General features: G+C 70.5%; 23 protein-coding genes. 5 read left to right on the plus strand and 18 right to left on the minus strand.

From position 1 onward, the window contains the following. Window positions 1-22: 22 nt before the first annotated feature. The 7 genes from pyrF to pyrR are packed head-to-tail and all read right to left on the minus strand — an operon-like array spanning window position 23 to window position 8,677. Window positions 23-874: an orotidine-5'-phosphate decarboxylase gene (pyrF, locus tag AC0I8G_RS07010; protein ID WP_471729283.1), complete on the minus strand. Its 852-nt coding sequence runs from the start codon at window positions 872-874 to the stop codon at window positions 23-25. Beyond that, window positions 871-4,176: a carbamoyl-phosphate synthase large subunit gene (carB, locus tag AC0I8G_RS07015; RefSeq protein ID WP_471729284.1), complete on the minus strand. Its 3,306-nt coding sequence runs from the start codon at window positions 4,174-4,176 to the stop codon at window positions 871-873. Before carB ends, pyrF begins: the two co-directional genes overlap by 4 nt. After that, on the minus strand, window positions 4,176-5,339 hold the full coding sequence (carA, locus tag AC0I8G_RS07020; RefSeq protein ID WP_471729285.1) for a glutamine-hydrolyzing carbamoyl-phosphate synthase small subunit: 1,164 nt from the start codon (window positions 5,337-5,339) through the stop codon (window positions 4,176-4,178). The genes carB and carA overlap by 1 nt, the downstream gene beginning before the upstream one ends. After that, window positions 5,336-5,857: a PH-like domain-containing protein gene (locus AC0I8G_RS07025; RefSeq protein ID WP_471729286.1), complete on the minus strand. Its 522-nt coding sequence runs from the start codon at window positions 5,855-5,857 to the stop codon at window positions 5,336-5,338. The genes carA and AC0I8G_RS07025 overlap by 4 nt, the downstream gene beginning before the upstream one ends. Beyond that, complete coding sequence (locus AC0I8G_RS07030) at window positions 5,854-7,146, minus strand: dihydroorotase (protein ID WP_471729287.1); 1,293 nt, start codon at window positions 7,144-7,146, stop codon at window positions 5,854-5,856. The genes AC0I8G_RS07025 and AC0I8G_RS07030 overlap by 4 nt, the downstream gene beginning before the upstream one ends. Next, complete coding sequence (locus tag AC0I8G_RS07035) at window positions 7,143-8,102, minus strand: aspartate carbamoyltransferase catalytic subunit (protein ID WP_471729410.1); 960 nt, start codon at window positions 8,100-8,102, stop codon at window positions 7,143-7,145. Before AC0I8G_RS07035 ends, AC0I8G_RS07030 begins: the two co-directional genes overlap by 4 nt. Window positions 8,103-8,104: 2 nt before the next feature. Then, a complete protein-coding gene (gene pyrR, locus AC0I8G_RS07040; RefSeq protein ID WP_380256265.1) occupies window positions 8,105-8,677 on the minus strand; it encodes a bifunctional pyr operon transcriptional regulator/uracil phosphoribosyltransferase PyrR in 573 nt (190 codons plus the stop codon). A gap of 280 nt (window positions 8,678-8,957) precedes the next feature. Between pyrR and bldD the strand changes: the two genes are divergently transcribed. Both bldD and AC0I8G_RS07050 read left to right on the plus strand, forming a co-directional pair. Then, window positions 8,958-9,452, plus strand: coding sequence for a transcriptional regulator BldD (bldD, locus tag AC0I8G_RS07045; protein ID WP_106206055.1), 495 nt, complete (start codon window positions 8,958-8,960; stop codon window positions 9,450-9,452). A gap of 235 nt (window positions 9,453-9,687) precedes the next feature. Further along, on the plus strand, window positions 9,688-10,620 hold the full coding sequence (locus AC0I8G_RS07050; RefSeq protein ID WP_471729288.1) for a hypothetical protein: 933 nt from the start codon (window positions 9,688-9,690) through the stop codon (window positions 10,618-10,620). A gap of 81 nt (window positions 10,621-10,701) precedes the next feature. Here the strand turns inward: AC0I8G_RS07050 and nusB are convergent, their stop codons facing one another. Further along, window positions 10,702-11,112, minus strand: a complete 411-nt coding sequence (gene nusB / locus AC0I8G_RS07055) for a transcription antitermination factor NusB (RefSeq protein ID WP_328295909.1) — start codon at window positions 11,110-11,112, stop codon at window positions 10,702-10,704. Beyond that, window positions 11,112-11,675 (minus strand): elongation factor P, encoded by a 564-nt coding sequence (gene efp, locus AC0I8G_RS07060; protein ID WP_380256261.1) that lies wholly within the window; start codon window positions 11,673-11,675, stop codon window positions 11,112-11,114. Before efp ends, nusB begins: the two co-directional genes overlap by 1 nt. Before the next feature lie 306 nt (window positions 11,676-11,981). Here efp and AC0I8G_RS07065 point away from each other — a divergent pair, with 306 nt between their 5' ends. From AC0I8G_RS07065 to AC0I8G_RS07075, 3 genes are all read left to right on the plus strand, one after another. Continuing rightward, window positions 11,982-12,377 (plus strand): hypothetical protein, encoded by a 396-nt coding sequence (locus tag AC0I8G_RS07065; protein WP_471729289.1) that lies wholly within the window; start codon window positions 11,982-11,984, stop codon window positions 12,375-12,377. A 22-nt stretch (window positions 12,378-12,399) separates the two neighbouring features. After that, window positions 12,400-12,951, plus strand: a complete 552-nt coding sequence (locus AC0I8G_RS07070) for a hypothetical protein (protein ID WP_471729290.1) — start codon at window positions 12,400-12,402, stop codon at window positions 12,949-12,951. 94 nt (window positions 12,952-13,045) lie between these two features. Further along, window positions 13,046-13,528 (plus strand): hypothetical protein, encoded by a 483-nt coding sequence (locus AC0I8G_RS07075; protein WP_471729291.1) that lies wholly within the window; start codon window positions 13,046-13,048, stop codon window positions 13,526-13,528. A gap of 6 nt (window positions 13,529-13,534) precedes the next feature. Here the strand turns inward: AC0I8G_RS07075 and aroB are convergent, their stop codons facing one another. The 9 genes from aroB to AC0I8G_RS07120 all read right to left on the minus strand — a co-directional run bounded on the left by aroB (window position 13,535) and on the right by AC0I8G_RS07120 (window position 23,906). Then, entirely contained in the window at window positions 13,535-14,635 is a 1,101-nt protein-coding gene (gene aroB, locus AC0I8G_RS07080) for a 3-dehydroquinate synthase (protein ID WP_471729292.1), read from the minus strand. Further along, window positions 14,632-16,158, minus strand: a complete 1,527-nt coding sequence (locus AC0I8G_RS07085; RefSeq protein ID WP_471729293.1) for a shikimate kinase — start codon at window positions 16,156-16,158, stop codon at window positions 14,632-14,634. The genes aroB and AC0I8G_RS07085 overlap by 4 nt, the downstream gene beginning before the upstream one ends. Window positions 16,159-16,258: 100 nt before the next feature. Next, window positions 16,259-17,698 carry a cell wall-binding repeat-containing protein gene (locus tag AC0I8G_RS07090; protein ID WP_471729294.1) on the minus strand — a complete coding sequence of 480 codons (1,440 nt, stop codon included), beginning with the start codon at window positions 17,696-17,698 and terminating at the stop codon, window positions 16,259-16,261. 108 nt (window positions 17,699-17,806) lie between these two features. Then, window positions 17,807-18,919, minus strand: coding sequence for a hypothetical protein (locus AC0I8G_RS07095; protein WP_471729295.1), 1,113 nt, complete (start codon window positions 18,917-18,919; stop codon window positions 17,807-17,809). Beyond that, window positions 18,919-19,578 (minus strand): type 4a pilus biogenesis protein PilO, encoded by a 660-nt coding sequence (gene pilO / locus AC0I8G_RS07100; RefSeq protein ID WP_471729296.1) that lies wholly within the window; start codon window positions 19,576-19,578, stop codon window positions 18,919-18,921. Before pilO ends, AC0I8G_RS07095 begins: the two co-directional genes overlap by 1 nt. 28 nt (window positions 19,579-19,606) lie before the next feature. Then, entirely contained in the window at window positions 19,607-20,254 is a 648-nt protein-coding gene (locus AC0I8G_RS07105; RefSeq protein ID WP_471729297.1) for a PilN domain-containing protein, read from the minus strand. Continuing rightward, window positions 20,251-21,297, minus strand: coding sequence for a type IV pilus assembly protein PilM (gene pilM, locus AC0I8G_RS07110; protein WP_471729298.1), 1,047 nt, complete (start codon window positions 21,295-21,297; stop codon window positions 20,251-20,253). Before pilM ends, AC0I8G_RS07105 begins: the two co-directional genes overlap by 4 nt. Before the next feature lie 108 nt (window positions 21,298-21,405). Continuing rightward, on the minus strand, window positions 21,406-22,200 hold the full coding sequence (locus AC0I8G_RS07115) for a prepilin peptidase (RefSeq protein WP_471729299.1): 795 nt from the start codon (window positions 22,198-22,200) through the stop codon (window positions 21,406-21,408). Beyond that, window positions 22,200-23,906, minus strand: a complete 1,707-nt coding sequence (locus tag AC0I8G_RS07120) for a hypothetical protein (protein WP_471729300.1) — start codon at window positions 23,904-23,906, stop codon at window positions 22,200-22,202. Before AC0I8G_RS07120 ends, AC0I8G_RS07115 begins: the two co-directional genes overlap by 1 nt.

A 23,906-nucleotide genomic window follows, 5' to 3' on the forward strand; every position in this document is an offset into this window, starting at 1 on the left:
GTAGTGAGCGGCGGGGCTGCCGCTAGCGGGCCAGCGCCGCCCCGACCGCGTCCGCGCTGCGCCGGGCCGCGTCGCGCAGGGCCGTCACGTCGGGCCCGGCCTGTAGGACCTCCCGCGAACTGGACGCGAGCACCAACCGGCGCCCGTGGCCGAACACCCGCTGCAGGTCCTGCGCGGTCGCGCCCTGCGCGCCGACCCCGGGGGCCAGCAGCGGACCGTTCACGGCGTCGAGGTCGATGCCCAGGTCCCCCACGGCGGAACCCACGGTCGCGCCGACGACGAGACCGACGTCGCCGAAGGGCAGCGCGCCGGAGTTCTCCCGCGCCGCCGACTCCGCGACGGCCCGGGCGACGGAGCGACCGTCGCGACCGAGCGCGTGCTGGACGCCGGCCCCCTCCGCGTTCGAAGTGAGCGCCAGCACGAAGACGCCCCGGCCGTTCGCCGCGGCCAGGTCCAGAACCGGGCGCAACGACCCGAACCCCAGGTAGGGCGAGACCGTGACGGCGTCCCCGGCCAGCGGCGAGTCACCCACGAACGCGTCGGCGTAGGCGGCCATGGTCGAGCCGATGTCCCCGCGCTTGGCGTCGACGATCGTCAGCAGACCCGCCGCCCGGGCGTCGGCGACGACACGTTCCAGCGCCGCCACCCCCCGGGAGCCGTGCCGTTCGAAGAACGCCGCCTGCGGTTTGACGCAGGCGACGTTCCCGGCGAGCGCCTCGACGACCGTGCGGCCGAACCGTTCGACGCCCGCGGCGTCGTCGGTCAGGCCCCACGCCGCGAGCAGCGGGGCGTGCGGGTCGATGCCCGCGCAGAGCGGACCGTGCGCGGCCATCGCCTCGGCGAGGCGCTCCCCGAAGCGCGCCGTCGTGGTCACGCGCGGAACCCGTCCCAGGCGGCGACGAGCCGCGCGGTGTGTTCCTGCAGCGACGCGACGTTCCGTCCGCCGCCGTTGCGGTAGGCCTCGATGGCCTGCACCGCGGCGGAGAGCTCCTGGATCGTCGTGATGATCGGGGCTCCGACCGCGGTGGCGGCGGCGCGGATCTCGTAGCCGTCGGCGCGGGCCTGGTTGCCGGAGGGGGTGTTGACGACCATCGAGATCTCGCCGTCCCCGATGCGCCCGACGATCGTGGGTTCCCCGTCCTCCCCCACGCCCTCGGTGAGCTTGCGCACCACGGTGGAGGCGATCCCGTTGCGGCGCAGCACCTGCGCGGTGCCCTCGGTGGCGACCAGGGTGAACCCGAGGTCGGCGAGGCGCTTGATCGGGAAGATCATCGCGCGCTTGTCCCGGTCGGCGACCGAGATGAACGCGGTCCCCTCCGTCGGCAACCCGCCGTAGGCGGCGGTCTGCGACTTCCCGAACGCCGTCGGGAAGTCGACGTCGATGCCCATGACCTCACCGGTCGAGCGCATCTCCGGCCCGAGCAGGGAGTCGACGACGACGCCCTCGGCGGTGCGGAACCGTGCGAACGGCAGCACCGCTTCCTTCACCGACACCGGCGAGTCCGCCGGCAGCAGCCCACCGTCGCCCCGCGACGGCAGCAGACCCTCGGTCCGGAGGTCCCGGATCGACGTGCCCGCCATCAACCGTGCTGCGGCCTTGGCCAGTGCGACCCCGGTGGCCTTGGAGACGAACGGCACGGTGCGCGAGGCCCGCGGGTTCGCCTCGAGGACGTAGAGGATGTCGGCGGCGAGGGCGAACTGCACGTTGAGCAGACCCCGCACCCCGACCCCGCGGGCGATGGCCTCTGTCGCGGTGCGGACCCGGGCGAGTTCGGAGTTCCCGAGCGTCGCGGGCGGGATGACGCAGGCCGAGTCGCCGGAGTGGATGCCGGCCTCCTCGATGTGCTCCATGATCCCGCCGAGGTACATCTCCTCGCCGTCGAACAACGCGTCGACGTCGATCTCGATGGCGTCGTCGAGGAACCGGTCGACGAGCACGGGACGTTCCGGCGACACCTCGGTCGCGGTCCGCATGTACTCCTCGAGGGAGGCCTCGTCGTAGACGATCTGCATCCCGCGGCCGCCGAGGACGTAGCTCGGGCGGACGAGGACGGGGTAGCCGATCTCGGCGGCGATCGCCTTGGCGCCCGGGAAGCTCGACGCCGTCCCGTGCTTGGGGGCGACCAGCCCGGCGCGTTCCAGCACCTGGCCGAAGGCGCCGCGCTCCTCGGCGAGGTCGATGGCCTGCGGGGAGGTCCCGATGATGGGGACGCCCGCCTCCTCGAGCTTGGCGGCGAGGCCCAGCGGGGTCTGCCCACCGAGCTGCACGATGACGCCCTTGACCGGGCCGCACCGCATCTCGGCGTGCACGACCTCGAGGACGTCCTCGAGGGTCAACGGTTCGAAGTACAAGCGGTCGGAGGTGTCGTAGTCCGTCGACACCGTCTCGGGGTTGCAGTTGACCATGACGGTCTCGTACCCGGCGTCGCGCAGCGCGAAGCTCGCGTGCACGCAGGAGTAGTCGAACTCCACACCCTGCCCGATGCGGTTGGGGCCGGAGCCGAGGATGAGGATCGCCTCCTTCTCGCGGGGGCGGGTCTCGTCCTCCTCGTCGTAGCTGGAGTAGTGGTACGGCGTGCTCGCCGCGAACTCGGCGGCGCAGGTGTCGACGGTCTTGAAGACGGGCCGGATCCCCAGCGCGTGCCGGACGCCGCGGACGACGTCCTCGGGCAGGTGACGCAGTTCGCCGATCTGCAGGTCGGAGAACCCGTGCCGCTTGGCGTGACGCAGCAGGTCCGGGGTGAGTTCGTCGCTCTCGCGGACCTCGACGGCGATCTCGTCGAGCAGGAACAGCTGGTCCAGGAACCACGGGTCGATCCGGGTGGACTCGAACAGCTCCGCCGGGGTCGCGCCCGCGCGGATGGCCTGCATGACCAGCCCGATGCGTTCGTCGGTGGGCTGCGCGGCGCGGCGCAGCAGGTCCGCACGGTCCCCCGGGTCACCCGCCCAGGAGAACTGCGCACCGCGCTTCTCGGTGCTGCGCAGCGCCTTCTGCAGCGCCTCGGTGAAGTTGCGGCCCAGCGCCATGGCCTCGCCGACGCTCTTCATCGTCGTGGTCAGCGTGGGGTCGGCGGCCGGGAACTTCTCGAAGGCGAACCGGGGGACCTTGACCACGACGTAGTCGAGGGAGGGCTCGAAGCTGGCCGGGGTCGACCGGGTGATGTCGTTCGGGATCTCGTCGAGGGTGTAGCCCACGGCGAGGCGGGCGGCGATCTTGGCGATGGGGAACCCCGTCGCCTTCGACGCCAGCGCGGAGGAACGCGACACCCGAGGGTTCATCTCGATGACGATGATGCGGCCGTCGGCGGGGTTCACCGCGAACTGGATGTTGCAGCCGCCGGTGTCGACGCCGACCTCGCGGATGACGGCGATGGCGATGTCGCGCATCCGCTGGTACTCGCGGTCGGTGAGGGTCATCGCGGGCGCGACGGTGATGGAGTCGCCGGTGTGGACGCCCATCGGGTCGAAGTTCTCGATCGAGCAGACGACCACGACGTTGTCGGCGCGGTCGCGCATGAGTTCGAGCTCGTACTCCTTCCAGCCCATGATCGACTCCTCGAGGAGCACCTCGGTCACGGGCGAGTGGTGCAGCCCCTGACCGGCGATGCGCCGGAGGTCGTTCTCGTCGTAGGCGAAACCCGAACCCAGACCGCCCATGGTGAAGCTGGGGCGCACGACGACGGGGTAGCCGAGGTCGGCGGCCCCGGCGAGGACCTCGTCCATCGAGTGGCAGAGGTGGCTGCGCGCGGACTCCGCACCGCAGCGTTCGACGACGCCCTTGAACAGCTGGCGGTCCTCGCCGAGCTTGATGGCGTCGACGTCGGCGCCGATGAGTTCCGCGCCGTACTTCTCGAGGACGCCGTTCTCGTAGAGCGCGATCGCGGTGTTCAGCGCGGTCTGGCCCCCCAGGGTCGCCAGCACCGCGTCCGGACGTTCCTTGGCGATGATCGCCTCGACCACGGAGGGGGTGATCGGCTCGACGTAGGTCGCGTCGGCCATCTCCGGGTCGGTCATGATCGTCGCCGGGTTGGAGTTCACCAGGATCACGCGCAGCCCCTCGGCGCGCAGCACGCGGCAGGCCTGGGTCCCGGAGTAGTCGAACTCGGCGGCCTGGCCGATGACGATGGGCCCGGACCCGATGACGAGGACCGACTTCAGATCGGTGCGACGGGGCATCAGGCGTCCTTCTCGTTGTCGTCGTGCACCGGGTTCGCCATGAGGTCGACGAACCGGTCGAACAGGTACGAGGCGTCGTGCGGACCGGCCGCCGCCTCCGGGTGGTACTGCACGGAGAACGCCGGGGCGTCCAGGCAGCGCAGCCCTTCGACGACGCCGTCGTTGAGACCGACGTGGCTGACCTCGGCCCGCCCGTAGGGGGTGTCGCGGACCTCCCCGGCGCTCCCGTCCACGGCGAAACCGTGGTTGTGCGCGGTGACCTCGACCTTGCGGGTCGTGAGGTCCATCACCGGCTGGTTGATCCCGCGGTGGCCGTACTTGAGCTTGTAGGTCCCGAACCCGAGCGCGCGGCCGAGGAGCTGGTTGCCGTAGCAGATCCCGAAGAACGGGATCCGGCGCTCCAGCACCCCCTGCAGGACCTCGATCTCGTGGGTCGCGGCGGCCGGGTCGCCCGGGCCGTTGGAGAAGAACACCCCGTCGGGGGCGCTCCCGTCCGGCCCGGAGGTCAGCACCTGCTCCAGGGTCACGGTCGAGGGCACGACGGTCACGTCGATCCCGCGTTCCGCGAGGCGGTGCGGGGTCATCGACTTGATGCCGAGGTCGACGGCCGTGACGGAGAACCGCCGCTCCCCCACGGCCGGCACGACGTAGTCCACGTCGGTGCTGACCAGCGAGGCGAGGTCGGTGCCCTCCATGTCGGGGGCGTCCCGCACGGCCTGCAGCAGGTCCGCGGGCGACGTCGCGGCGGCGTCGCCGGAGAACACCCCGACCTTCATCGCGCCGCGTTCGCGCAGGTGCTGGGTCAGCGCGCGGGTGTCGACCCCGGAGATCCCGACGACCCCCTGGGCGTCGAGCTCCTCGCCGAGACCGCGCTGCGAGCGCCAGTTCGAGGGGGTGCGCGCGGGGTCGCGGACGACGTAGCCGGCGACCCAGATCCGGCCCGACTCCTGGTCCTCGTCGTTGTAGCCGGTGTTCCCGACGTGCGGGGCGGTCATGACGACGACCTGGCGGTGGTAGCTGGGGTCGGTCAGCGTCTCCTGGTAGCCGGTCATGCCGGTGGAGAACACCGCCTCACCGACGGTCTGACCCACGCGGCCGTAGGCCTGTCCGTGGAACGTGCGGCCGTCCTCGAGGACGAGCACGGCGGGAACGCGATCGCTCACTGGGCACCTCCGGGGTTCTTCGTGTTCTTGTGCTTGCGCACGAGTTCCTCCACCTGCTCCGCGAACGCCGCACCCTCGGCGGGGTGTCGCGGTTTCACTCCCGTGTCGACGACCCTGTCCCCCAGCTTCCAGCGGAGGACGATGAGCCCCTTCTCCTTGCCGATCCACTTGCCGACCATGCCCGGCCCGTGGCCCACGCCGAGGACGTCTCCGATCGGGACGACGAACGAGCGCGCGCCCTGGCGCAGGAACCCGATGCCCTCCTCGACGAAGCCGAGCTGCACCGCGCTGCGGCTGCCGAGCCCATGGGCGGCGATCCGGTCCAGGGCGTTCTCCGCGTCGGTCGTGGAGACGTAGATCCCCTCGACGGAGCGGCTCATGGCCTTCCAGTCCCTGGACCCGACCGGTCGCGGCAGGTCGCGCCGCTGGCGCAACGCCCGGCCGCGGTAGCCCATGAACATCATCCGCCACAGCACCAGCAGCGCCGCGACGAGGACGATCACCGCGAGGACCTTCACGCGTCCACCAGCTGCGAGCCGAGGACGGTCGCGCGTCCGCGCAGGAAGGTCGCGACGACCCGGCCGGGCAGCTCCATGTCCCGGAAGGGCGAGTTGCGCCCGGCGGTGGCCATCGCGGCGGGGTCGACGGTCCAGCGCGCGGCGGGGTCGAGCAGCACGAGGTTCGCGGGGCTGCCCACGTCCAGCGGCTGACCGTGGGTGGCGAGCCGGCCGATCCGCGCGGGGGCGAACGACATCCGGTCGGCGAGGGTGTCCCAGCCGATGAGGCCGGAGTCCACCATCGTGTGCTGGACCACGCTCAGCGCGGTCTCCAGGCCGGTCATGCCCATGGCCGCGGCGGACCACTCGCAGTCCTTGGCCTCGACCGGGTGCGGCGCGTGGTCGGTGGCGACGACGTCGATCGTCCCGTCGGCCAGACCCTCGCGGACGGCCTCGACGTCGGCCTGGGTGCGCAGCGGCGGGTTGACCTTGTAGACCGGGTCGTAGCCCCGGACGAGTTCGTCGGTGAGCAGCAGGTGGTGGGGGGTGACCTCGGCCGTGACCTGGACCCCGCGCGCCTTGGCCCAGCGGACGATGTCGACGGACCCCTTGGTGGAGAGGTGGCAGACGTGCAGGCGCGAGCCGACGTGGTCGGCGAGGAGCACGTCGCGGGCGATGATCGCCTCCTCGGCCACGCTCGGCCAGCCGCGCAGGCCGAGGACGGCGCTCACGGTGCCCTCGTTCATCTGCGCGCCCTCGGTGAGGCGGGGTTCCTGGGCGTGCTGGGCGATGACGCCGTCGAACGCCTTCACGTACTCCAGCGCCCGGCGCATCAGGACGGCGTCGGAGACGCAGTGCCCGTCGTCGGAGAAGACCCGGACCCCCGCACGGGAGTCGGCCATGGCGCCGAGTTCGGCGAGCTGCTGCCCGGCGAGACCGACCGTGACGGCGCCGACGGGACGGACGTCGACCCAGCCGGCCTCCTCGCCGAGGCGCTGGACCTGCTCGACGACCCCGGCGGTGTCGGCGACGGGGAAGGTGTTGGCCATCGCGAAGACGCTGGTGTACCCGCCGCGGGCCGCGCTGCGGGTGCCGGACTCGACGGTCTCGGCGTCCTCGCGGCCCGGTTCGCGCAGGTGGGTGTGCAGGTCGACGAGACCCGGCAGCGCGATGAGTCCCGTGGCGTCGAGCACCGTGGCGCCCTCGGCGCTGAGCCCCGGCCCGATCGCGTCGATGCGGCCGTCGCGCAGCAGCAGGTCGGTCGTCTCGCCGCCCAGCGGTCTCACGTTGCGGATGATCGTGGTGTTCACGCGTCCCCTCCCGGGAGTTCGCCGGCCAGCAACAGGTAGAGGACGGCCATCCGCACCGCGACGCCGTTGCCGACCTGCTCGACGATGGTGGAGCGGACCGAGTCGGCCGCCTCGGCGGAGATCTCCAGCCCGCGGTTCATCGGGCCGGGGTGCATCACGATCGCGTGGTCGTTGAGCAGTTCGAGCCGCGTGCGGGCCAGGCCGTAGCGACGGCTGTACTCCCGCGCGGAGGGGAAGAACGACCCCTGGGAGGCGTCCATCCGCTCGGCCTGCACGCGCAGCATCATCACCGCGTCGGGGTCGCGCTCGCGCAGGGTCGCGTCGAGGTCGTGGGAGGAGGCGCACGGCCAGTCCTCGATCCCCACGGGCAGCAGCGTCGGCGGCGCGACGAGCGTGACCTGCGCGCCGAGGGTGTGCAGCAGCAGGACGTTGGAGCGGGCGACCCGGGAGTGCAGGACGTCGCCGACGATGACGACCTTCGCGCCCTCGAGGTCACCCGTGCCGCCGCGGAGGTGACGACGCATCGTGTAGGCGTCGAGCAGGGCCTGGGTGGGGTGCTCGTGGGTGCCGTCGCCGGCGTTGACGACCGCGCCCTTCGTCCAGCCCGCGTGCGCGAGGCGGTGCGGGGCGCCGGAGGAGCCGTGCCGGACGACGACGGCGTCCGCGCCCATGGCCTCCAGCGTCAGCGCGGTGTCCTTGAGGCTCTCGCCCTTGGAGACGCTGGAGCCCTTGGCGGAGAAGTTGATGACGTCGGCGCTGAGGCGCTTCGCGGCGGCCTCGAAGGACGTGCGGGTGCGGGTGGAGTCCTCGAAGAAGAGGTTCACGACGGTCCGCCCGCGCAGCGTGGGGAGCTTCTTGATCTCCCGGCGCTGGGTGGCGGCCATCTCCTCGGCGACGTCGAGGACGCGGACGGCGGCGTCGCGGTCGAGGTCGGCGGCGGAGAGCAGGTGGCGCATGGTCACTGGGGGCCTCCCGTGATCATGACCGCGTCGCGGCCGTCGAGCTCGCTCAGCAGGACGCTGACGCGCTCGGTCGAGGAGGTCGGGAGGTTCTTGCCGACGTGGTCGGCGCGGATCGGCAGCTCGCGGTGACCGCGGTCGACGAGGACGGCGAGACGGACCGCACGGGGGCGGCCGAGGTCGTTCAGGGCGTCGAGGGCGGCCCGGATGGTCCGCCCGGAGTAGAGGACGTCGTCGACGAGGACCACGACCTTGTCGTCGATCCCGCCGGCCGGCAGCTCCGTGGGGAGCAGCTCGCGGGTGGGGTGGCGGCGCAGGTCGTCGCGGTACATCGTCACGTCGAGGGAGCCGGTCGGGACGGTGCGTCCCTCGACCTCGGCCAGCCTGGCCGCCAGTCGCTTCGCGAGGGGGACCCCGCGGGTGGGGATGCCGAGCAGGACGAGATCGTCCGCACCCCGGTTGGTCTCCAGCAGCTCGTGCGCGATGCGCGACACGGCACGGGAGATGTCGGCTCCTTCGAGGAGCACCCTGCCCTGGGCGGACGGGTCTGCCTGGTCATGGGCAGCGCTCACTGCGACCTCCTTCCCCGCCTCACTGGACGGATCCTTAAAGGACGTCTTCACCGGCTCCCCACCTCGTCGTGACGGTGGGTGCTGGTCACCGGGGACCTTACAGGAGCAGGCTGGTGTCCTCGTGCGGGGGCGCCTCGACTCCCGAGAGCTGTCGTTGCGGGGTCAAACGCTCACACGGAGTAATGGCTGGAGTGCCGAGAGAGTGGTGAATCTCTGAGAACAGGGTGGGAAACGGCAGGTCAGCTTGACGAAGACGTTCACGCTCCGTGACGATTCTCGTATGGCATCGGACTACTCCCGCGCACTCGGATCGCGCCTTCGCGCCATCCGTACTCAACAGGGTCTGTCCCTGCACGGCGTCGAAGAGAAGTCCGAGGGACGGTGGAAGGCTGTCGTCGTCGGTTCTTACGAACGTGGCGACCGTGCAGTGACCGTCCAGCGACTGGCAGAACTCGCGGACTTCTACGGAGTCCCCGTCTCGGCTCTGCTTCCCGAAGGCGCCCCGCAGGGCAGCTCCGAGCCGCCGCCGCGGCTCGTGCTCGACCTCGAGCGTCTCCAGGAGGTCCCCGCCGAGAAGGCCGGCCCCCTCGACCGCTATGCGAAGACCATCCAGTCCCAGCGTGGCGACTACAACGGCCGGGTCCTCTCGATCCGCGCCGACGACCTCCGCACCCTCGCCGTCATCTACGACGTCCCCGCGACGACGTTGTGCGACGAGTTCATCGCCTGGGGCGTGCTCAACGCCGACGCGCGTCGCGCCGTCGAGCACGGCTGATCCCACCCGAACGCTGACGGCCCGGTCCCCCCGTGGGGCCCGGGCCGTTCGGCGTTGTCGGCGCCCCGGGGGTGGGATCGTTGCCTCCCCGAGGCCACTAGACGTCACCGGGGAGGCAACGATCCCACCGGAGGGGTGACGGCGCCGTCTCCACAGCCGCCTTGAGCACCCGGCCGTCCACACCCCGCATCGCAGCACGACACGTGGGCGATCGTTCCGCCCGAACATCCTCGGTGTGACTCGACGGACTTTCGACCCGGACGCTGTCGAAGCGCTCCTCCGGGAGAACGACCGCATCGCGACGCACGCGCAGCTGAGGGCGTTGGGGATGCCGATCAAGACCATCGCGCGGTGGGCGAGCAGGGGCCCCTGGCAGCGTGTCCTCCCCGGCGTCGTCGCCGGCCACCGCGGCACGCTGTCGCGGCGTCAACGACGCCTCGGCGCCCTGGGCTACTGCGGTCCGGCTGCGGTCCTGAGCGGAGAGCACGCGCTCGAGGTCCTGGGCGTCACCGGCGATCGGATCGCCATCGGGGACCAGATCCTCGTGCTCATCCCGTGGACCCGGAAACGCCTGTCCACGGGATTCGTCACCGTCGAACGCACCCAGCGCGAGGCCACCACCAGTCTGCGGCGCGGCCTCCCCGTCGTTCCTCCCGCGCGAGCCGCTGCCGACGCCGCCCGGCACGGCGCCGACCTCGAGCGCATCCGCGAGATCTTCGGCGCGACCCTGCACCAGCGGCGCTGCACGGTGGAGGAGTTGAGGGACGAGGTCCTCGACGGACCGACGCAACGCACTGCCGACGCCCGTCTCGTCCTGGGCGAGGTGTCGGCCGGGGTCAGGAGCACCGCGGAGGCGACCGTTCTCCGTGCGATCTCGGCGTCCGGCCTGCCGCAGCCGCTCTGGAACGAGACGGTGGTCGTGAACGGCCTGGTCGTCGGCGAGGCCGACGCGTACTGGCCTGAGCTCGGCGTCGCGCTCGAGGTCGACGGGATCCGTTGGCACTCGACGCCCCACGACATCCGGCGTACCCAGGCGAAGCAGCGGGCCTACGCGGAAGCCGGGATCCTGCTCGTCTCCATCGCCCCCGCCGACGTCCTCGCCGACATGGAGGGGTTCCTCCGGCAACTGAGCGCGACCCTCGCTATCGCCGCCCGACGGGTCGGCTGACGCGGAGGGGGATCGTTGCCTCCGCGATGACGCTCTACGTCATCGGGGAGGCAACGATCCCCCTCCAGCACGCCCACCCACTCAGGCGGAGAGCGTCTCCTTGAGCTCGGCGATCCGGGCCAGGAGCCCGTTCACGAACTTCGGGGACTCGTCCGTCGAGAGGTCCTGCGCGATCTCCACGGCCTCGCTGACGGCGACGTGGTCGGGGACGTCGGGGGCGTGCAGGATCTCCCAGACCCCGATGCGGAGCATCGCGCGGTCGACCGCCGGCATCCGGTCGATCGTCCAGCCCATCGAGTACGTCGAGAGGATCTCGTCGATGCGGGCCTGCTGGGCGACGACGCCCTCGACGAGGGTGACCGCGTACTCGCCCACGGGCGGGTCGGCGCGGACGATCTTGTCCTTGAGGACGTCGAGGGGTGCCAGCCCGCGCTGGTCGGCCTCGAAGAGGACCTCCAGCGCGCGTGTGCGTGCCTTGCGGCGGGCAGCCATCAGTCGTTGACGCGGCCGAGGTAGTCGCCCGAGCGGGTGTCCACCTTGACCTTGGTGCCGGTCTCGAGGAACAGCGGGACCTGGATCTCGTAGCCCGTCTCCACCGTCGCGGGCTTGGTGCCACCGGTGGAGCGGTCACCCTGCAGTCCGGGCTCGGTGTAGGTGATCTCGAGGACGACCGACGCCGGCAGCTCGACGTAGAGGGGGGTGCCCTCGTGCGTCGCGACCATGGCCTCGGTGGACTCGAGCATGTAGTTGGCGGCGTCACCGACGGTGGTCGCGCTGACGTAGAGCTGGTCGTAGGTGGCGGAGTCCATGAAGACGAAGTCCTCGCCGTCCTTGTACAGGTACTGCATGTCGCGCTTGTCGACCGTCGCGGTCTCCACCTTGGAGCCGGCGTTGAAGGTGCGGTCCACGACCTTGCCGGAGAGGACGTTCTTGAGCTTGGTCCGGACGAAGGCCCCGCCCTTGCCGGGCTTCACGTGCTGGAACTCGACCACGGCCCAGAGGTTGCCGTCGAGGTTCAGCACGGTGCCGTTCTTCAGGTCGTTCGTCGATGCCACGTCGTCTCTCAGTCCATCTCGTTGTCCGTCGATCACCCGGCGACCGGGAACGGGCGCGGGTGTAGCTGATGCATCCTACCGAGCGCACGGCCCCCGTCCCGTCCGCACGGGTGGCGTCCGGGTGTCCCGGCGATCACCCTGCGCCCAGCCTGCAGGGGCGTCCGTTGGGCCGGACGGTGGAGTGGGATGCGCGTCCGGGTGGCCCGGAGGCTCCGGACCTCAGTCACGCGGACACCCCGCCCGATCACTCCTGGGCAACGCCCCAGCCACCACCGCCGACGTCGGACCAGGGAGAGGAGACCGCGTGTGAGCCTGTACGTGGAGACCCCCACCCGCCCCGACCCCGAGCGGCCGGGTCGACGACCGCACCGCACCGTCGTCGTGGGCGCCGGGGTGCTGCTCGTCCTCGGGCTGGCGAGCGCCGCCACCCTCCCCGTCGTCCTCGACGACCGGGCCTCCAGCGCCGCGACGGACCTGCGGGAGCAGTTGCAGCAGGTGGCGACCGCGCAGAACGCCTGGAGGGCCGCCCACGGCGACTACACGACCCAGCTCGCCGATCTCGGCCTCGCAGGGCGCGACGACGACCTGGCCATCGTGCAGGCGGACGAGGGCAGCTTCTGCGTGGGGGCCTACGACCCGGGGACAGAGTCGGCGGTCTTCTACTCCCCCGACCGCGGGTTCAGCGGTACTACCTGCGGCTAGTGCCGACGGGTGACCTCCCGGCGTGGAGCTGGAGATCGGCGACGGAACGGTCGATGCAGTCCTCGGGCCACGCAAGAGGCGCGCCCGCAGCACCACGAAGGGACCCGCGATGAACAACGCACCCACCGGTGGCGACGACTTCTACGCCCCCCGGGCTCCCGTGTTCAACCCTGGGAACAGCCGTCCGTTCGAAGTGCCGCGGACCGAAGCCGTTCCCCGGCGGGCCGGCCGCAATCCGTTGAAGACGCTCTTGACCGCGGCCGTGGTGCTCACCATCGGGGCGATCGGGGCGAAGTACGGCTATCCCGTCGTCATGGAAAGGGTGCACGCCAAAGAAATCCAGGCCGTCAGCGCCGACCTGGCCGGCGTCGCCGCCGGCCAGGCCAGCTACTTCAGGCTCAACGGGACCTACGGCAACGACTTCGGCTCGCTCAGCATCCCCAAGACCATCAACCAGGTCACGGTCGTCGGCGTCACGCCGAACGGATACTGCCTCAAGGGGACGTCCGTCACGGGCGGAGTCGTCCTCTACTACACCCCGGTCATCGGTGTCTCCGACAAGGCCTGCGGCTGATTCTCGGGGGCCATTCGTCCGGACCCTCGGCTGAACGATCTCAAGCAGGGCGCACCAGGACCCGAAACTCCCTGCAACCCACCTGGAGGTAGCCGTGTCCTCGTTCGACCCCAACGCCCAGTTCTTCGCGAGTCATCGACGGACGGAGACTCCGACGAACCCGGCAGCACCGTCCGGCGCGCCGACGCACGCCCTGAGCTCCTACGCCACCACACCCCGGACCCCGACCTGGGTGAAGGTCCTGATCGGTCTGGGGTGCGCGATCGTCGCCTTCGTCCTGCTGGCGATCGTCGCCGCGGTGGCCGTCCCCGTCCTCCTCAACGAGCGCGCCAAGGCCACCGACACGGCCGTCAAGACGGACCTGCAGAACGTGGCCACCGCCGAGCAGAACTACTGGGCGGCCAACGGCACCTACACCGCCGACCCGCTGGCGCTGGGCATCGCCGAGCCCGCGAGCGACGTCGCGATCCTGGCCGCTGACACCCAGGGGTTCTGCCTCGGCGGTCGGGCCGCCGACGGTGACTCTCAGCCCTGGTACTACTCCTCGGCCGCGACGTTCAGCCGCGAGGGTTGCTGAACGGCGTCACTCAGCACTGATCTCGGCGTAGGCCGCCTGCAGCATGGCGGGATCGGGGCCCTCCAACCGGGAGGGCTTCCCGATCCCGTCCAGGACCACGAACCGCAGCAGCGCACCCCGAGACTTCTTGTCCCGCTTCATCGCGTCGAGCAGCTGCGGCCACCGGTCGCCGCGGTAGGTGGTGGGCAGTCCGAGGGACTGCAGCACAGCCTTGTGGCGGTCGGCGTCCGCGTCGGACAACCGGCCCGCCATCCGTGCGAGTTCGGCGACGTAGACCAAGCCGACGCTGACGGCCGCGCCGTGGCGCCACTGGTAGCGCTCGACGAGTTCCACGGCGTGGGCGAAAGTGTGCCCGTAGTTCAGGATCTCGCGCAGGTCGGACTCCTTGAGGTCCTCCCCCACGACGCGGGCCTTGACCCGGACGGCGCGCTCGACGAGTTCCGCGAGCACCGGGGAGTGCGGGTCGGTCGCCGCGGCGACGTCGGCCTCGAGGAGCTCCAGGATCCGGTCATCGGCGATGAAACCGCACTTGACGACCTCGGCCAGCCCGGCCCGCAGGTCGTGCGCGGGCAGCGTGTCGAGGGCGTCGAGGTCGCACAGCACCCCGGCCGGCGGGTGGAACGAACCGACGAGGTTCTTGCCCTCCGCGGTGTTGATCCCCGTCTTGCCCCCCACCGCCGCGTCGACCATGGCCAGCAACGTCGTCGGCACCTGCACCACGCGGACCCCGCGCAACCAGGTCGCCGCGACGAAACCCGCGAGGTCGGTGACCGCTCCCCCGCCGACACCGACGACGGCGTCGGAGCGGGTGAAGTCGGACTGCCCCAGCACCGTCCAGCAGAAGGCCGCGACCTCGGCTGACTTCGCCTCCTCGCCGTCGGGGACCTCGGCGAGGATCGCCTCGAGGCCCTGCCCCACGAGGTCGTCACGCACGGCCTCCCCGGTGCTGCGCAACGCGCGCGGATGCACGACGAGGACCTTCGCGACCTTCGGTCCGAGCAGCCCACGGAGTTCTCCGAGGAGTCCCCGGCCGATCAGGACGTCGTACGGAGCTTCGCCGGGAACGGTGATGCGAACGGGTTCCTGATTGGTGCTTGGGGTGGTCATCTGTCCTCCGCGAGGTCGTTCAGCGCACCGGTGAGTGCGTCGTCGTCGGCGGGGACTCCCGCCTCGGGTCGGCCCGGGCCGCGCAGCAGCACGAACCGGACTCCGTCCTTGAACTTTTTGTCCCGCAACCAGAACGGTTGCAGATCGGCGGTAACGAAACGCCCTGCGGTCGGCAGTCCGAATGCGCGCAACGCCGTGCGGTGGAGCTCGACCCCGGCGTCGTCGAGCATCCCCAGCCGCCGGGCCAGCTGCGCAGCAGCCATCAACCCCAGCGCCAGGGCGTCGGTGTCGTCGGCGAGCAACTGCTCGAAGGCGTGCGAGAACGTGTGCCCGTAGTTCAAGTGCAGTCGAGCGGCCTCACGTTCGCCCGTGGTGACGATGCGGGCCTTCGTTGCGACGGCTCGTCGCGCCAGGGCCGCTACCGCGTCGGGCTCCCCCGCGAGGACAGCGGGCGCACTGCCTACGAGCAGTTCCAGGTCGGTGGGGTCTGCGACGAGCGCGGCCTTCACCGCCTCTGCGAGACCGGCTCCGAACCGCGGGTCGGTGGAGGGTGAGATCCCATCGGGATCGCTGAGCACGGCGACGGGCTGGTGGACCGCGCCGAGGAGGTTGCGGGCCTGGGGCAGGTCTATCGCGACCTCCCCGCCGATCGAGGAGTCGACGAGCGCCTCCAGCGACCGCGGCACGACCGCCCAGCGCACGCCGCAGTTGTAGGTGGCGGCCAGGAACCCGGCGACGTCAATGACCGCCTCGTCACCGACGGCGAGGACCAGGTCCTCGGGGTGCAGCGCCACCTCGGCGGCGCGGCCGGCGAGGAGACCGTACGTGCCGAGCGTCTTCACCGGCCCGAGAGGCAGTTCCACGACGGTGGCCGGTCGGCCGAGGCTCGCCAGCACGGCCGGGAGCGAGGGTTCACCGGCGCGCGCCACGACGAGCACCACCCCACCCGGGGGCAGCTGGGCACCGACGTCGGCCAGCAACCCGGAGCGGACCAGCACCCGGTAGGTGCCACCCGGCGGAGCGACGAGGAACCCGTCGCGACCGGTGACCACGTCGAGGGCCTGGAGCGCGACCGACTCGGCTCGGCGCCCGTCGGTGTCAACGTCGACATCGGCGATGTCCTGGAAGACGGCCCGCCGCTCGGCGTGCAGGTCCTCGAGCCCGGGCCGGTGCAGCATCGGCCGGTACAGGTCCCCCGCGGTCCGCTGCTTCGCCTGGGTGAAGGAGACGTCGAGGTGGACGACAGTGTGCGCGCGCAGGACCTCGCGGGTCGCTTCGCGACCGCAGGCGCCCCCACCGAGGGAAACGACGGCTTCCGGACCGCTCAGGACCTCGGCGACGGCGGCCTGCTCGGCGTCGCGGAAGGCGGGCTCACCGTCGGTGGCGAAGATCTCCGGGATGGGCCGTTTTTCACGGTCCTCGATGACGAGGTCGGTGTCGACGAACGGCAGCCCGAGGCGGTCGGCCAGGAGACGACCGACAGTCGTCTTGCCGGCACCCATGAAGCCGACGAGCACGATCACGGATGGGCTCCTGCGGTGGGCAGCGGTTGACCCGACGATCCTAGGCCCGGCAACGGCTGAGGCCCGTACCCCGGTGGGGTGCGGGCCTCAGGGGACGTCGTCAGTTGACGGCGGCGTCGCCGAAGTAGACGTAGTTCGCGGACACGTCCTGGTTCCCGGTGTCGGGGTTCAGACCACCGCGGGTGGTCGTGGTGAGCTTGAGGTGGTGCACCCCGCGGACCGCGACGTCGACGGGGAGGTTCACGCCCGCCTTCACCTGGCCGGACCAGAGGAGGCGGTCGTCACCCCAGACCTGCACGTCGGAGACCAGGGCCGAGGTGACCCCGTCCCCCAGTCCCACCGTGGTGGTGAACCGGGCGAAGTTCCCGCCGATGTTCCAGGTCGCGTAGTCGCTGTTGCGCTGGTCCGTGTCGTAGGTGAGCGTCCGCGGGAAGACGGAACCGCCGAGGAACGGGTGGGCCTGCAAGGCCTTCGCGTTTCCGGTCTCCCGGGTCAGGGAGTGCAGGTAGGTCTTCGGCGCGGTACCTGGCGCCTGGCACGCGGTGCGCAGCGCCACGTCCTCGGTCAGGGTCTGCTCGCCACCGGCGATCCAGACGATCTCGGCGTCGGTCTGCTCGATCGCGACGTTCGTGTCCTGCGGCATGCACAACGGGTCCGACAGCAGCAGCGGTCCACCCTCGCGCCCGGCCTTCGCGGAGGCGGCGAGGGCGTCGGCGTAGCCGGTACCCGTGGTGACCACGGCCATGGGAGCCCCGGCGGGGAAGTACGCCTCGTTGAGCCGGCGCGCGGTCTGGTACCGGTCCGCACCAGCGATGCGACCGGTGGGGGCCACCGTGTTCAACTGCGTGAGGACCGCGTCGGACACCGATCCGGCGCCACCGACGACGGTGATCTTTTGAGGCGCGAGACGCTTCAACTCGGCCAGGGTCGCTGCGGGCAGCGAGTCCCGGCCGGTGAGCAGCAACGGGGAATCGATCTTGGCCGCCGCCGCGCCACCGGTCAGGGCGTCGGGGTAGTCGGCGCCGGTGGCGATGAGGACTTCGCGCAGACCGGGCGTGAACAGCGCCGACCCGTCGCCCCGCTTCGCTTCGGCCGACAGCTTCGCTGCGGTGTCGAAGCGGTCCGAGCCCGCGATCCGGGTGATGGAGGCCTTGGTGTTCTCCTGCAGCCAGGTCCACACCTTGGCACTGATGACGCCTTCATCGCCGACGACGACGATCTTGCGGGCGTAGCTGATGAGTTCCGCGGTGCTCGGGGGAACCCGGTCCTTGGTGGTCAGCAGGACACTGCCGCCGAGCTGGCCCGCGACAGCGCCGGCCGCCAGACCGTCGGGGAAGTTCCCGCCGGTGACGAGGTAGACGGTGTCGTAGTAGCCGATGTTGCGCAGGGCGACGGCTGTCTCGTAGCGGTCGGCACCGGCGAGACGGTCACCGCGCAGCGGCGAGGCGACGGCGGAGTTGAGGACTAGCCCCATCGACAAGCCGGTGAGGGCGGCGATGGTGACGAGCCGCCGGGCTTGGCGGGTGGTGGGGCGGGACATGGGAACCTCCTGCGGGCCTGTCGGCCGACGTGGAACAGCGTGGGTTGTCTGAGCCGCCGGACGACCGGCGGGTGGGGGATCGACCACGGGGTCGGTCCCCCTGGCCCGTCAGTAGCGGATACCTGCGTCCTCGCCAGCACCGATGAGACCGAAGTAGATGCGGCCGGACCCGTCGGAGAGGACGGCGAAGTCGTTGCGCGTCTTGCTGATGGTGGTGGTGGCGAAGGCCTTCGCGGCCGCGTCGGGCGCGTAGGTGAAGTCCGTACCCGGAATCTGGGCCTTGGCCTTCACGTAGACCGGTGCCGCGCCGTTCACCGAGATGCGGGCACCGTCACCGTTGATCGGACCGTAGTTCCCGACCTCGTAGACCTTGATCGTCCCCTGGGTGTTGCCGACGGCCGCGCCCGGGAGGTCCACCGGGACGATGTCGGTCCCCGGGGGGTTCTTCAACATCCACCCCTGCAGGAGACCCTGCCCGGCGCGGAGGACGGCGTAGCCGTCGGTGGAGGGTTTCTCGGTCTTGACCCCGTTGATGTCCTCCACGACGACGGTCGTGGCGACCGTCGCGTAGGAGTCGAAGACCGTGGTCGTCAGACCGATCGTGGTGCCCCGGGAGACCTTGGTCGGTTCGTCGCGGACCCAGAAGTCGGCCGTGTCCGTGCTCGCGCCGGCGAACCGGACGTTCGGAGCCGTCCAGGGTACTCCGGCGGTCGGGGTGGCCGTCGCGGCCGGGGCGGGGGCCGAGGTCGTGACCGGCGAGGAGCTCGAGGAACCGGATGCGTTCGTCGGGGCCTTCGTGGAGGAGGATGAAGAGGAGGACTTGCTCCCGCTCCCGAAGGTGATCACCGAGTTCAGCGTGGACGACGACGTGGAGACCCCCGCGGCGTTGTTGGCCCCTGAAGTCTCCACCGCTGAAGCGGCGGTCGAGGGAGCGACGGTGGCCGCGAAGATGTCGCGCCCGTTCGCCGCGAACGCAGAGTCGCCGGTCGTGCTCGGACTTGTCGTCACCTGCGGGACGGACACGGTGCCACCGGTCACGCCGAGCGCCGAGGCGTCGGCGCCGGGCGCACTGCCCAGCCAGACGAAACCGAGGGCACCGCCCCCGATGACCGCTACACCGGCGACACCAGCGAGGAGCGTCTTGACCGCGCGGGGGTCACGCGGGGTGCGTCCTGCATCGAAGGGGTTCTCCGCGTCGGTCGGAGGAAACTGCTCGCTCATCAGCTCACCGTCTCAGTCGAAGCTGGCGCTGCGGGTTCGGTGCTCGCGGCGGTGCCCGCCGTGGCCATGTCCTGGGTCTGCGTGGTCGCATCCCGCAGGACGAAGATCTTGCCGGAGATGGTGCTGGTCACCCCAGCGGTGCTGCCGTCGGCGACCTGCAGGGTCACGTTGTCGACGAGGAAGTAGCGCCCCATGTCGGCCTGCACGTTCTTGACGAAGAGCTCGGTCTGCGCGAACGACCCGGAGGTCGTGATCGTCAGCGGGATGTCGACGGCCGCGGTCGCGGACGTCGGGTCCGCAGCGTCGGTGCCGAAGTTCTCCGGCGTGCCGGGGGCGACGCTGACCAGGGTGATGCCCGCGGTTCCGGCGTATCCCTCGAGGGTGCGCAGCAACTGGGGCACCTCGGCGTTGCCCGGGAGCGTCGACTGGATCTGGCTGAGTTCCCCGCGCTGGGTGTCCAACGTGGCGAACTGCGCCTTCAACAGCTCCGTGCGCTGCTCGATGGTGGCGTTGCCGGCTTTCACGCTCTCGGTCTGGGTGGCGAGGTCGGCTGCTTCCGCACGCTTGGGTGCGATGAGCAGGAAGTAGCTCGCAACCAGCATCAGCAGCGCGAGGACACCGGCGCCGGCGACCCAGGCCGTGTTCTTGTTGCTCGTCATGTCGTCGATCCTCCTGTCGTCTCGCGGATCACTGCTGGGTGTTGAGGGCGTCCGACGTCACGGTCGCGCCGGTCGTGAAGGTGATGACCCCGCTGGCGGGGTCCAGGACGGAACTGCTCAGGCGCGGGTCGCTGAGACCGTCGACCGTCGCCAGGCTCTCGAGCCACGACGCGACCTGGCCCTGCGACTTCGTCTGGCCGTTCACCGTCAACGTCCCGATGCCAGCGACGGCCAGCGGGTCCGCGGCGGTGGACGAGTCCGCCGTCGACGTCAGTCCAAAGACCAGCGAGGTCAGCGACAGGTCGGCGGGGGCTCCGGCCGAGACCTGGTCGATGTAGCGGTACCAGGAGACGTCGTTGGCCGAGACGCTGTCCCTCACCGCGCTGAGCTGCTGCAACTGCTTCTGCACCACGGGCACCTCGGCGTACGGCTGCTGGGCGGCCTGGAGGGCCGCTGTGCGACTCTGTTCGGCTTCCAGGCCGGCCTGCGCGTCGGACACGTGTCCGAGGGTCAATGCGTACCCCGCCGCGGACGCGGCGACGACGAGCAGGAGCGCTCCGCCCAGACCCGCGCGGAGCCGCTTGGCCCGGCGGGCGTCCTCGATCTCGGGGGGGAGGAGGTTGACACGCACGACCGCAGTCCGGGTCGCCACCGCTTCCAGCGTCTGGAAACTCATGAGATCACTCCGAGTGCGAGGCCGACGGGAACCGCGGCGAGGGGCTGGATGGTGCGCAGCTGGTCGTCGTCCAGACCCGTGCGGCCGATGTGCAGACCGGAGATCGGCTCGCCGGTCACGACGGGCCGGCGCGTCACCTGCTCGAGGCGCTCGGCCAACCCGCCCAGCAGGGACCCACCGCCGGAGATCACGATGCGTTCCACCGGGAAGCGGGGGTTGGACGCCGCGTAGTAGTCGAGGGAGCTGCGGATCTCGTCGACGAAGACCTCCTGCATGAGGTCGACGGCGCTGGAAGCGAGTCCACGCTCGGCGTCGGTGAGTTCTTCGACCCCGCCGCGCTTGACGACTTCGGCGACGGTGGCCGGCAGGCCCAGGCGTTCGCTGACGGCGTCGGTGACGTCCTGACCGCCGCTGAGCAGGACGCGGACGAAGCGCGGGTGACCACCGGAGTGGATGACCAGGTTCGACACCCGGGCCCCGACGTCGAGCAGTGCCTCGGTCGCGGCTTCACCGTGCGGCTTGCCCATGCTGCGCAGGACGGCGAAGGAGGTCAGGTCCACCGACGCGGTGCGGAGTCCCGCGCTGTCGACCGCGGCGACGTTCGACATGACCATGTCCCGCGAGGCGGCGACCAGGAGTCCGCGCAGCACGCGCTGCCCGTCCTGCTGGAGTTCCTCGGTGACGTGGAAGTCCAGCACCGACTCGTCCACCGGCATGGGCAGGTAGTCCTGCACCTGCAGGGGGAGAGAGGCCTTGAGCTCAGCGGCCGGCATCCACGGCAGGTCGATCTGGCGAACGACCACCCGTTGGTTGGCCACGCCGAGGGCGACCTTCTTGCCGGTGAACCCGCTCCCCTTCCAGAGCGCCTTGATGGCGTCGACGACAGCCGCACGGTCGATGACCTCGCCGTCGCGCACCGCACCGTCCGGAAGCGCCACCTGCCCGAACTTCTCGAGCGTGATGCCGCCGCGTCCGTAGGACAGCTCCGCGGCGCGCACGCCCGACGTCCCGATGTCGAGACCGATCGCGGTTCGTCCGGGCACGTCGCCTCCTTCTCGTGGGGAGCCCCGCGGGCTCGCTTCCGTTCTGCAGTGAAGATCGGGTCTTGAGTGCCCGGCCTTGAGATCTGGTGCACGAAGGGTGAACCAGCATCACGCGGATGGAGCAATCCCCAGTAGCCCGACGTACCAGTCGGCGATGGGCGCAGCGACCGCCAGGGCCAGTAGGGCGGCTACCAGCATCGAGGGGCCGAAGGGGATCCGGGTCTTGCGGCCGGCTCCGGAGAACACCATGGCGGCGATCCCGACGACACCTCCGATGAGGAACGCGCCGAACGCGCCGACGGCCAGGGCGTCCCAACCCCACCAGGCCAGGTAGAGGCCGAGCACACCGGCGAGCTTGACGTCCCCGAGGCCCATGCCCCCGGGTTTCACGAGGACGATGAGCATGTACAGGGCCCACAAGGAGGCGCCGCCGATGCCAGCGCGTGCGAGAGCCCCCCAGTCGCCGGTGCCCCAGCTCGCCCCGGCCAGCAGGACGATCGCCACCACGTAGGAGGGCTTGACGATCTGGTCCGGCAGCCGTTGCACGTCGAGGTCGATGAGCCCCAGCGCGACCGCGATGGCCCCCAGGTACAGGTAGGCGGGCAGGGCCGCGGTGGGCCCCACCAGGGCAGCCACCCCGACGAACATCAGAGCCGTCCCCAGCTCCACGGCGGGGTAGCGGGCGCTGATGGGCTCAGAGCAGTCGCGGCAGCGTCCCCGCAGCACCAGCCACGAGAAGACCGGGACGTTGTCCCGGCGACGGATGGCGTGGCCGCATCCCGGGCAGCGGCTCGCCGGCGCCACCACTGACTCCCCCCTCGGGACGCGGTGCACCACCACGTTGAGAAATGAGCCGATGAGCAGGCCGGCGAGTCCAGCCGCCAGGGTGGTGAACGTCGTCATCAGTTCGCGGGGTACAGGGGGGCGGGTTCGCTCGTCTCCTTGACGATGAACGAACTGGTCGTCGGTTCGAGGAAGTGCGGCGGGGCGTCGTACTGCAGCCGCGGGTCGTAGATGTAGTTCTTGTCGTACCCGGACTGGTTGCGAACGATGCCGCGGAACCTCTGGGTGATGTTGCCGGTGATCGACAGCTTCACCCCGCTGAAGCTCCCGCGACCGGGGTTCATCAGACCGACCGAGTGCTGGACGCTGAGCAGTGCGGCAGACACGCGGGCCTGGCCGTCCTCGCTGTTCTTCCCGACGTACCAGAGGTCCTGGCCGAAGGTCCCGGTGCTGTTGGTGGGGTGCCAGTACCAGAGGTTCCGCTCGGCGATGAGACCCAGCAGGCTCTTGCCAGCCGTCCCGTCCTTGTAGTCGATGTTGTCGGTGATGATGAGGTCGTTCTTCGCCGCCACCGTGAGCCGGCCGTCGAGAGCGTTCGCCTTGAGGCCCCCCTCCTCCTGGATGAAGACGTCGCCCACCTTGCACCCGTAGAGGTCGAGGTCGCTGAAGTTGCTCTCGTTGGCGATCGGGTAGCCGAGGTTGTTGCCCACCGAGGGGCACGTGGGCTTCCCTGCGTCGGTAGCCTTCCAGTAGTTCTCGTCCGCGGTGTTCGACGGCACATTGTCCACGTAGATCGTCCCGTTCGCCGGGATGCTGATCCACGTCTTGAGCGCGCACTCGGGGCGGACGATCTTGGTCCAGGGGCTCTCGACGTAGATCTTGCTGCCCTTGAGGGTGATCTCCGTCGGACCCACGTACAGGCAGCCGCGCGGAATCGCCGTCTGAGCCGTCTGCGCCTTCAAACCGCCGTTCGTCGACGGCATGTCCAGGGTCGCGGCTGCGACGGGGGCACCGGAGATGAACTTCTGGTTGCTCGTGCTGCCGCAGTTGTTGGTCCGGTAGTACTTGCCGCCCATGGGCGCGTGCGACGTCATGACCTTGGACTTGAAGGTCACGTCGTTGCAGATCATCATGATGTCCTGGCTGTAGACCGGCCCGCTGAGGGTGTCGTTGCCGAACTGGATGTCGCCGCACGACGTGCTGCGCGTCCCGTAGAAGTCAGCGCAGTTGCTCGCAGCCCAGGTCTTGTTCAGCGTCCCGGTCGAGGGGTACTGGAACGGGTCCTTCGTCTCGTAGACCGTGTAGTACAGGTTGTCGAGGAAACCGTTGCGCCGGACGGCACTCACCACGGTGCGGGTCTCGTCACCGACCCTACCCGTCGAGGTGATCGTCAGGATCCCGTTGGCGGAGACGGCCGGCAGGGAGCCACTGGCCTCGCGCCCGGTGTAGGCGGAGGTGTCGATCGAGTAGTGGAAGGAACCACGCGCGTCCTTCGCCCCCGTCTCGACCGCGGCCCAGTTGGGCTTCCCCTTGCCGTCGAAACCCATGGCGTTGTTGGGGGCTGTGGCTGGCGGGAACGTCGTGACCCCGTCGAACTGGTAGTACGTCCCGCCGCTGGCGTTGAGGCGCTGCACGTAGTCGTCCACACCGGCCTGCGCCGCCTGCAGCGCTGCGTCGTAGTCCTGCTGGTTGCGCTGGAACGACTGGCTCCGCAGTACGGTCGTCAGGACCAGGGACGAGACGAGGAGCAGCATCACCATGGCGATCACCACGGTGATCATGGCGAAGCCGGCGTCGCGCTCTTCACGGTCGTCGGTGTGTCGCAT

Source organism: Kineococcus sp. AC630 (genome assembly GCF_979255925.1).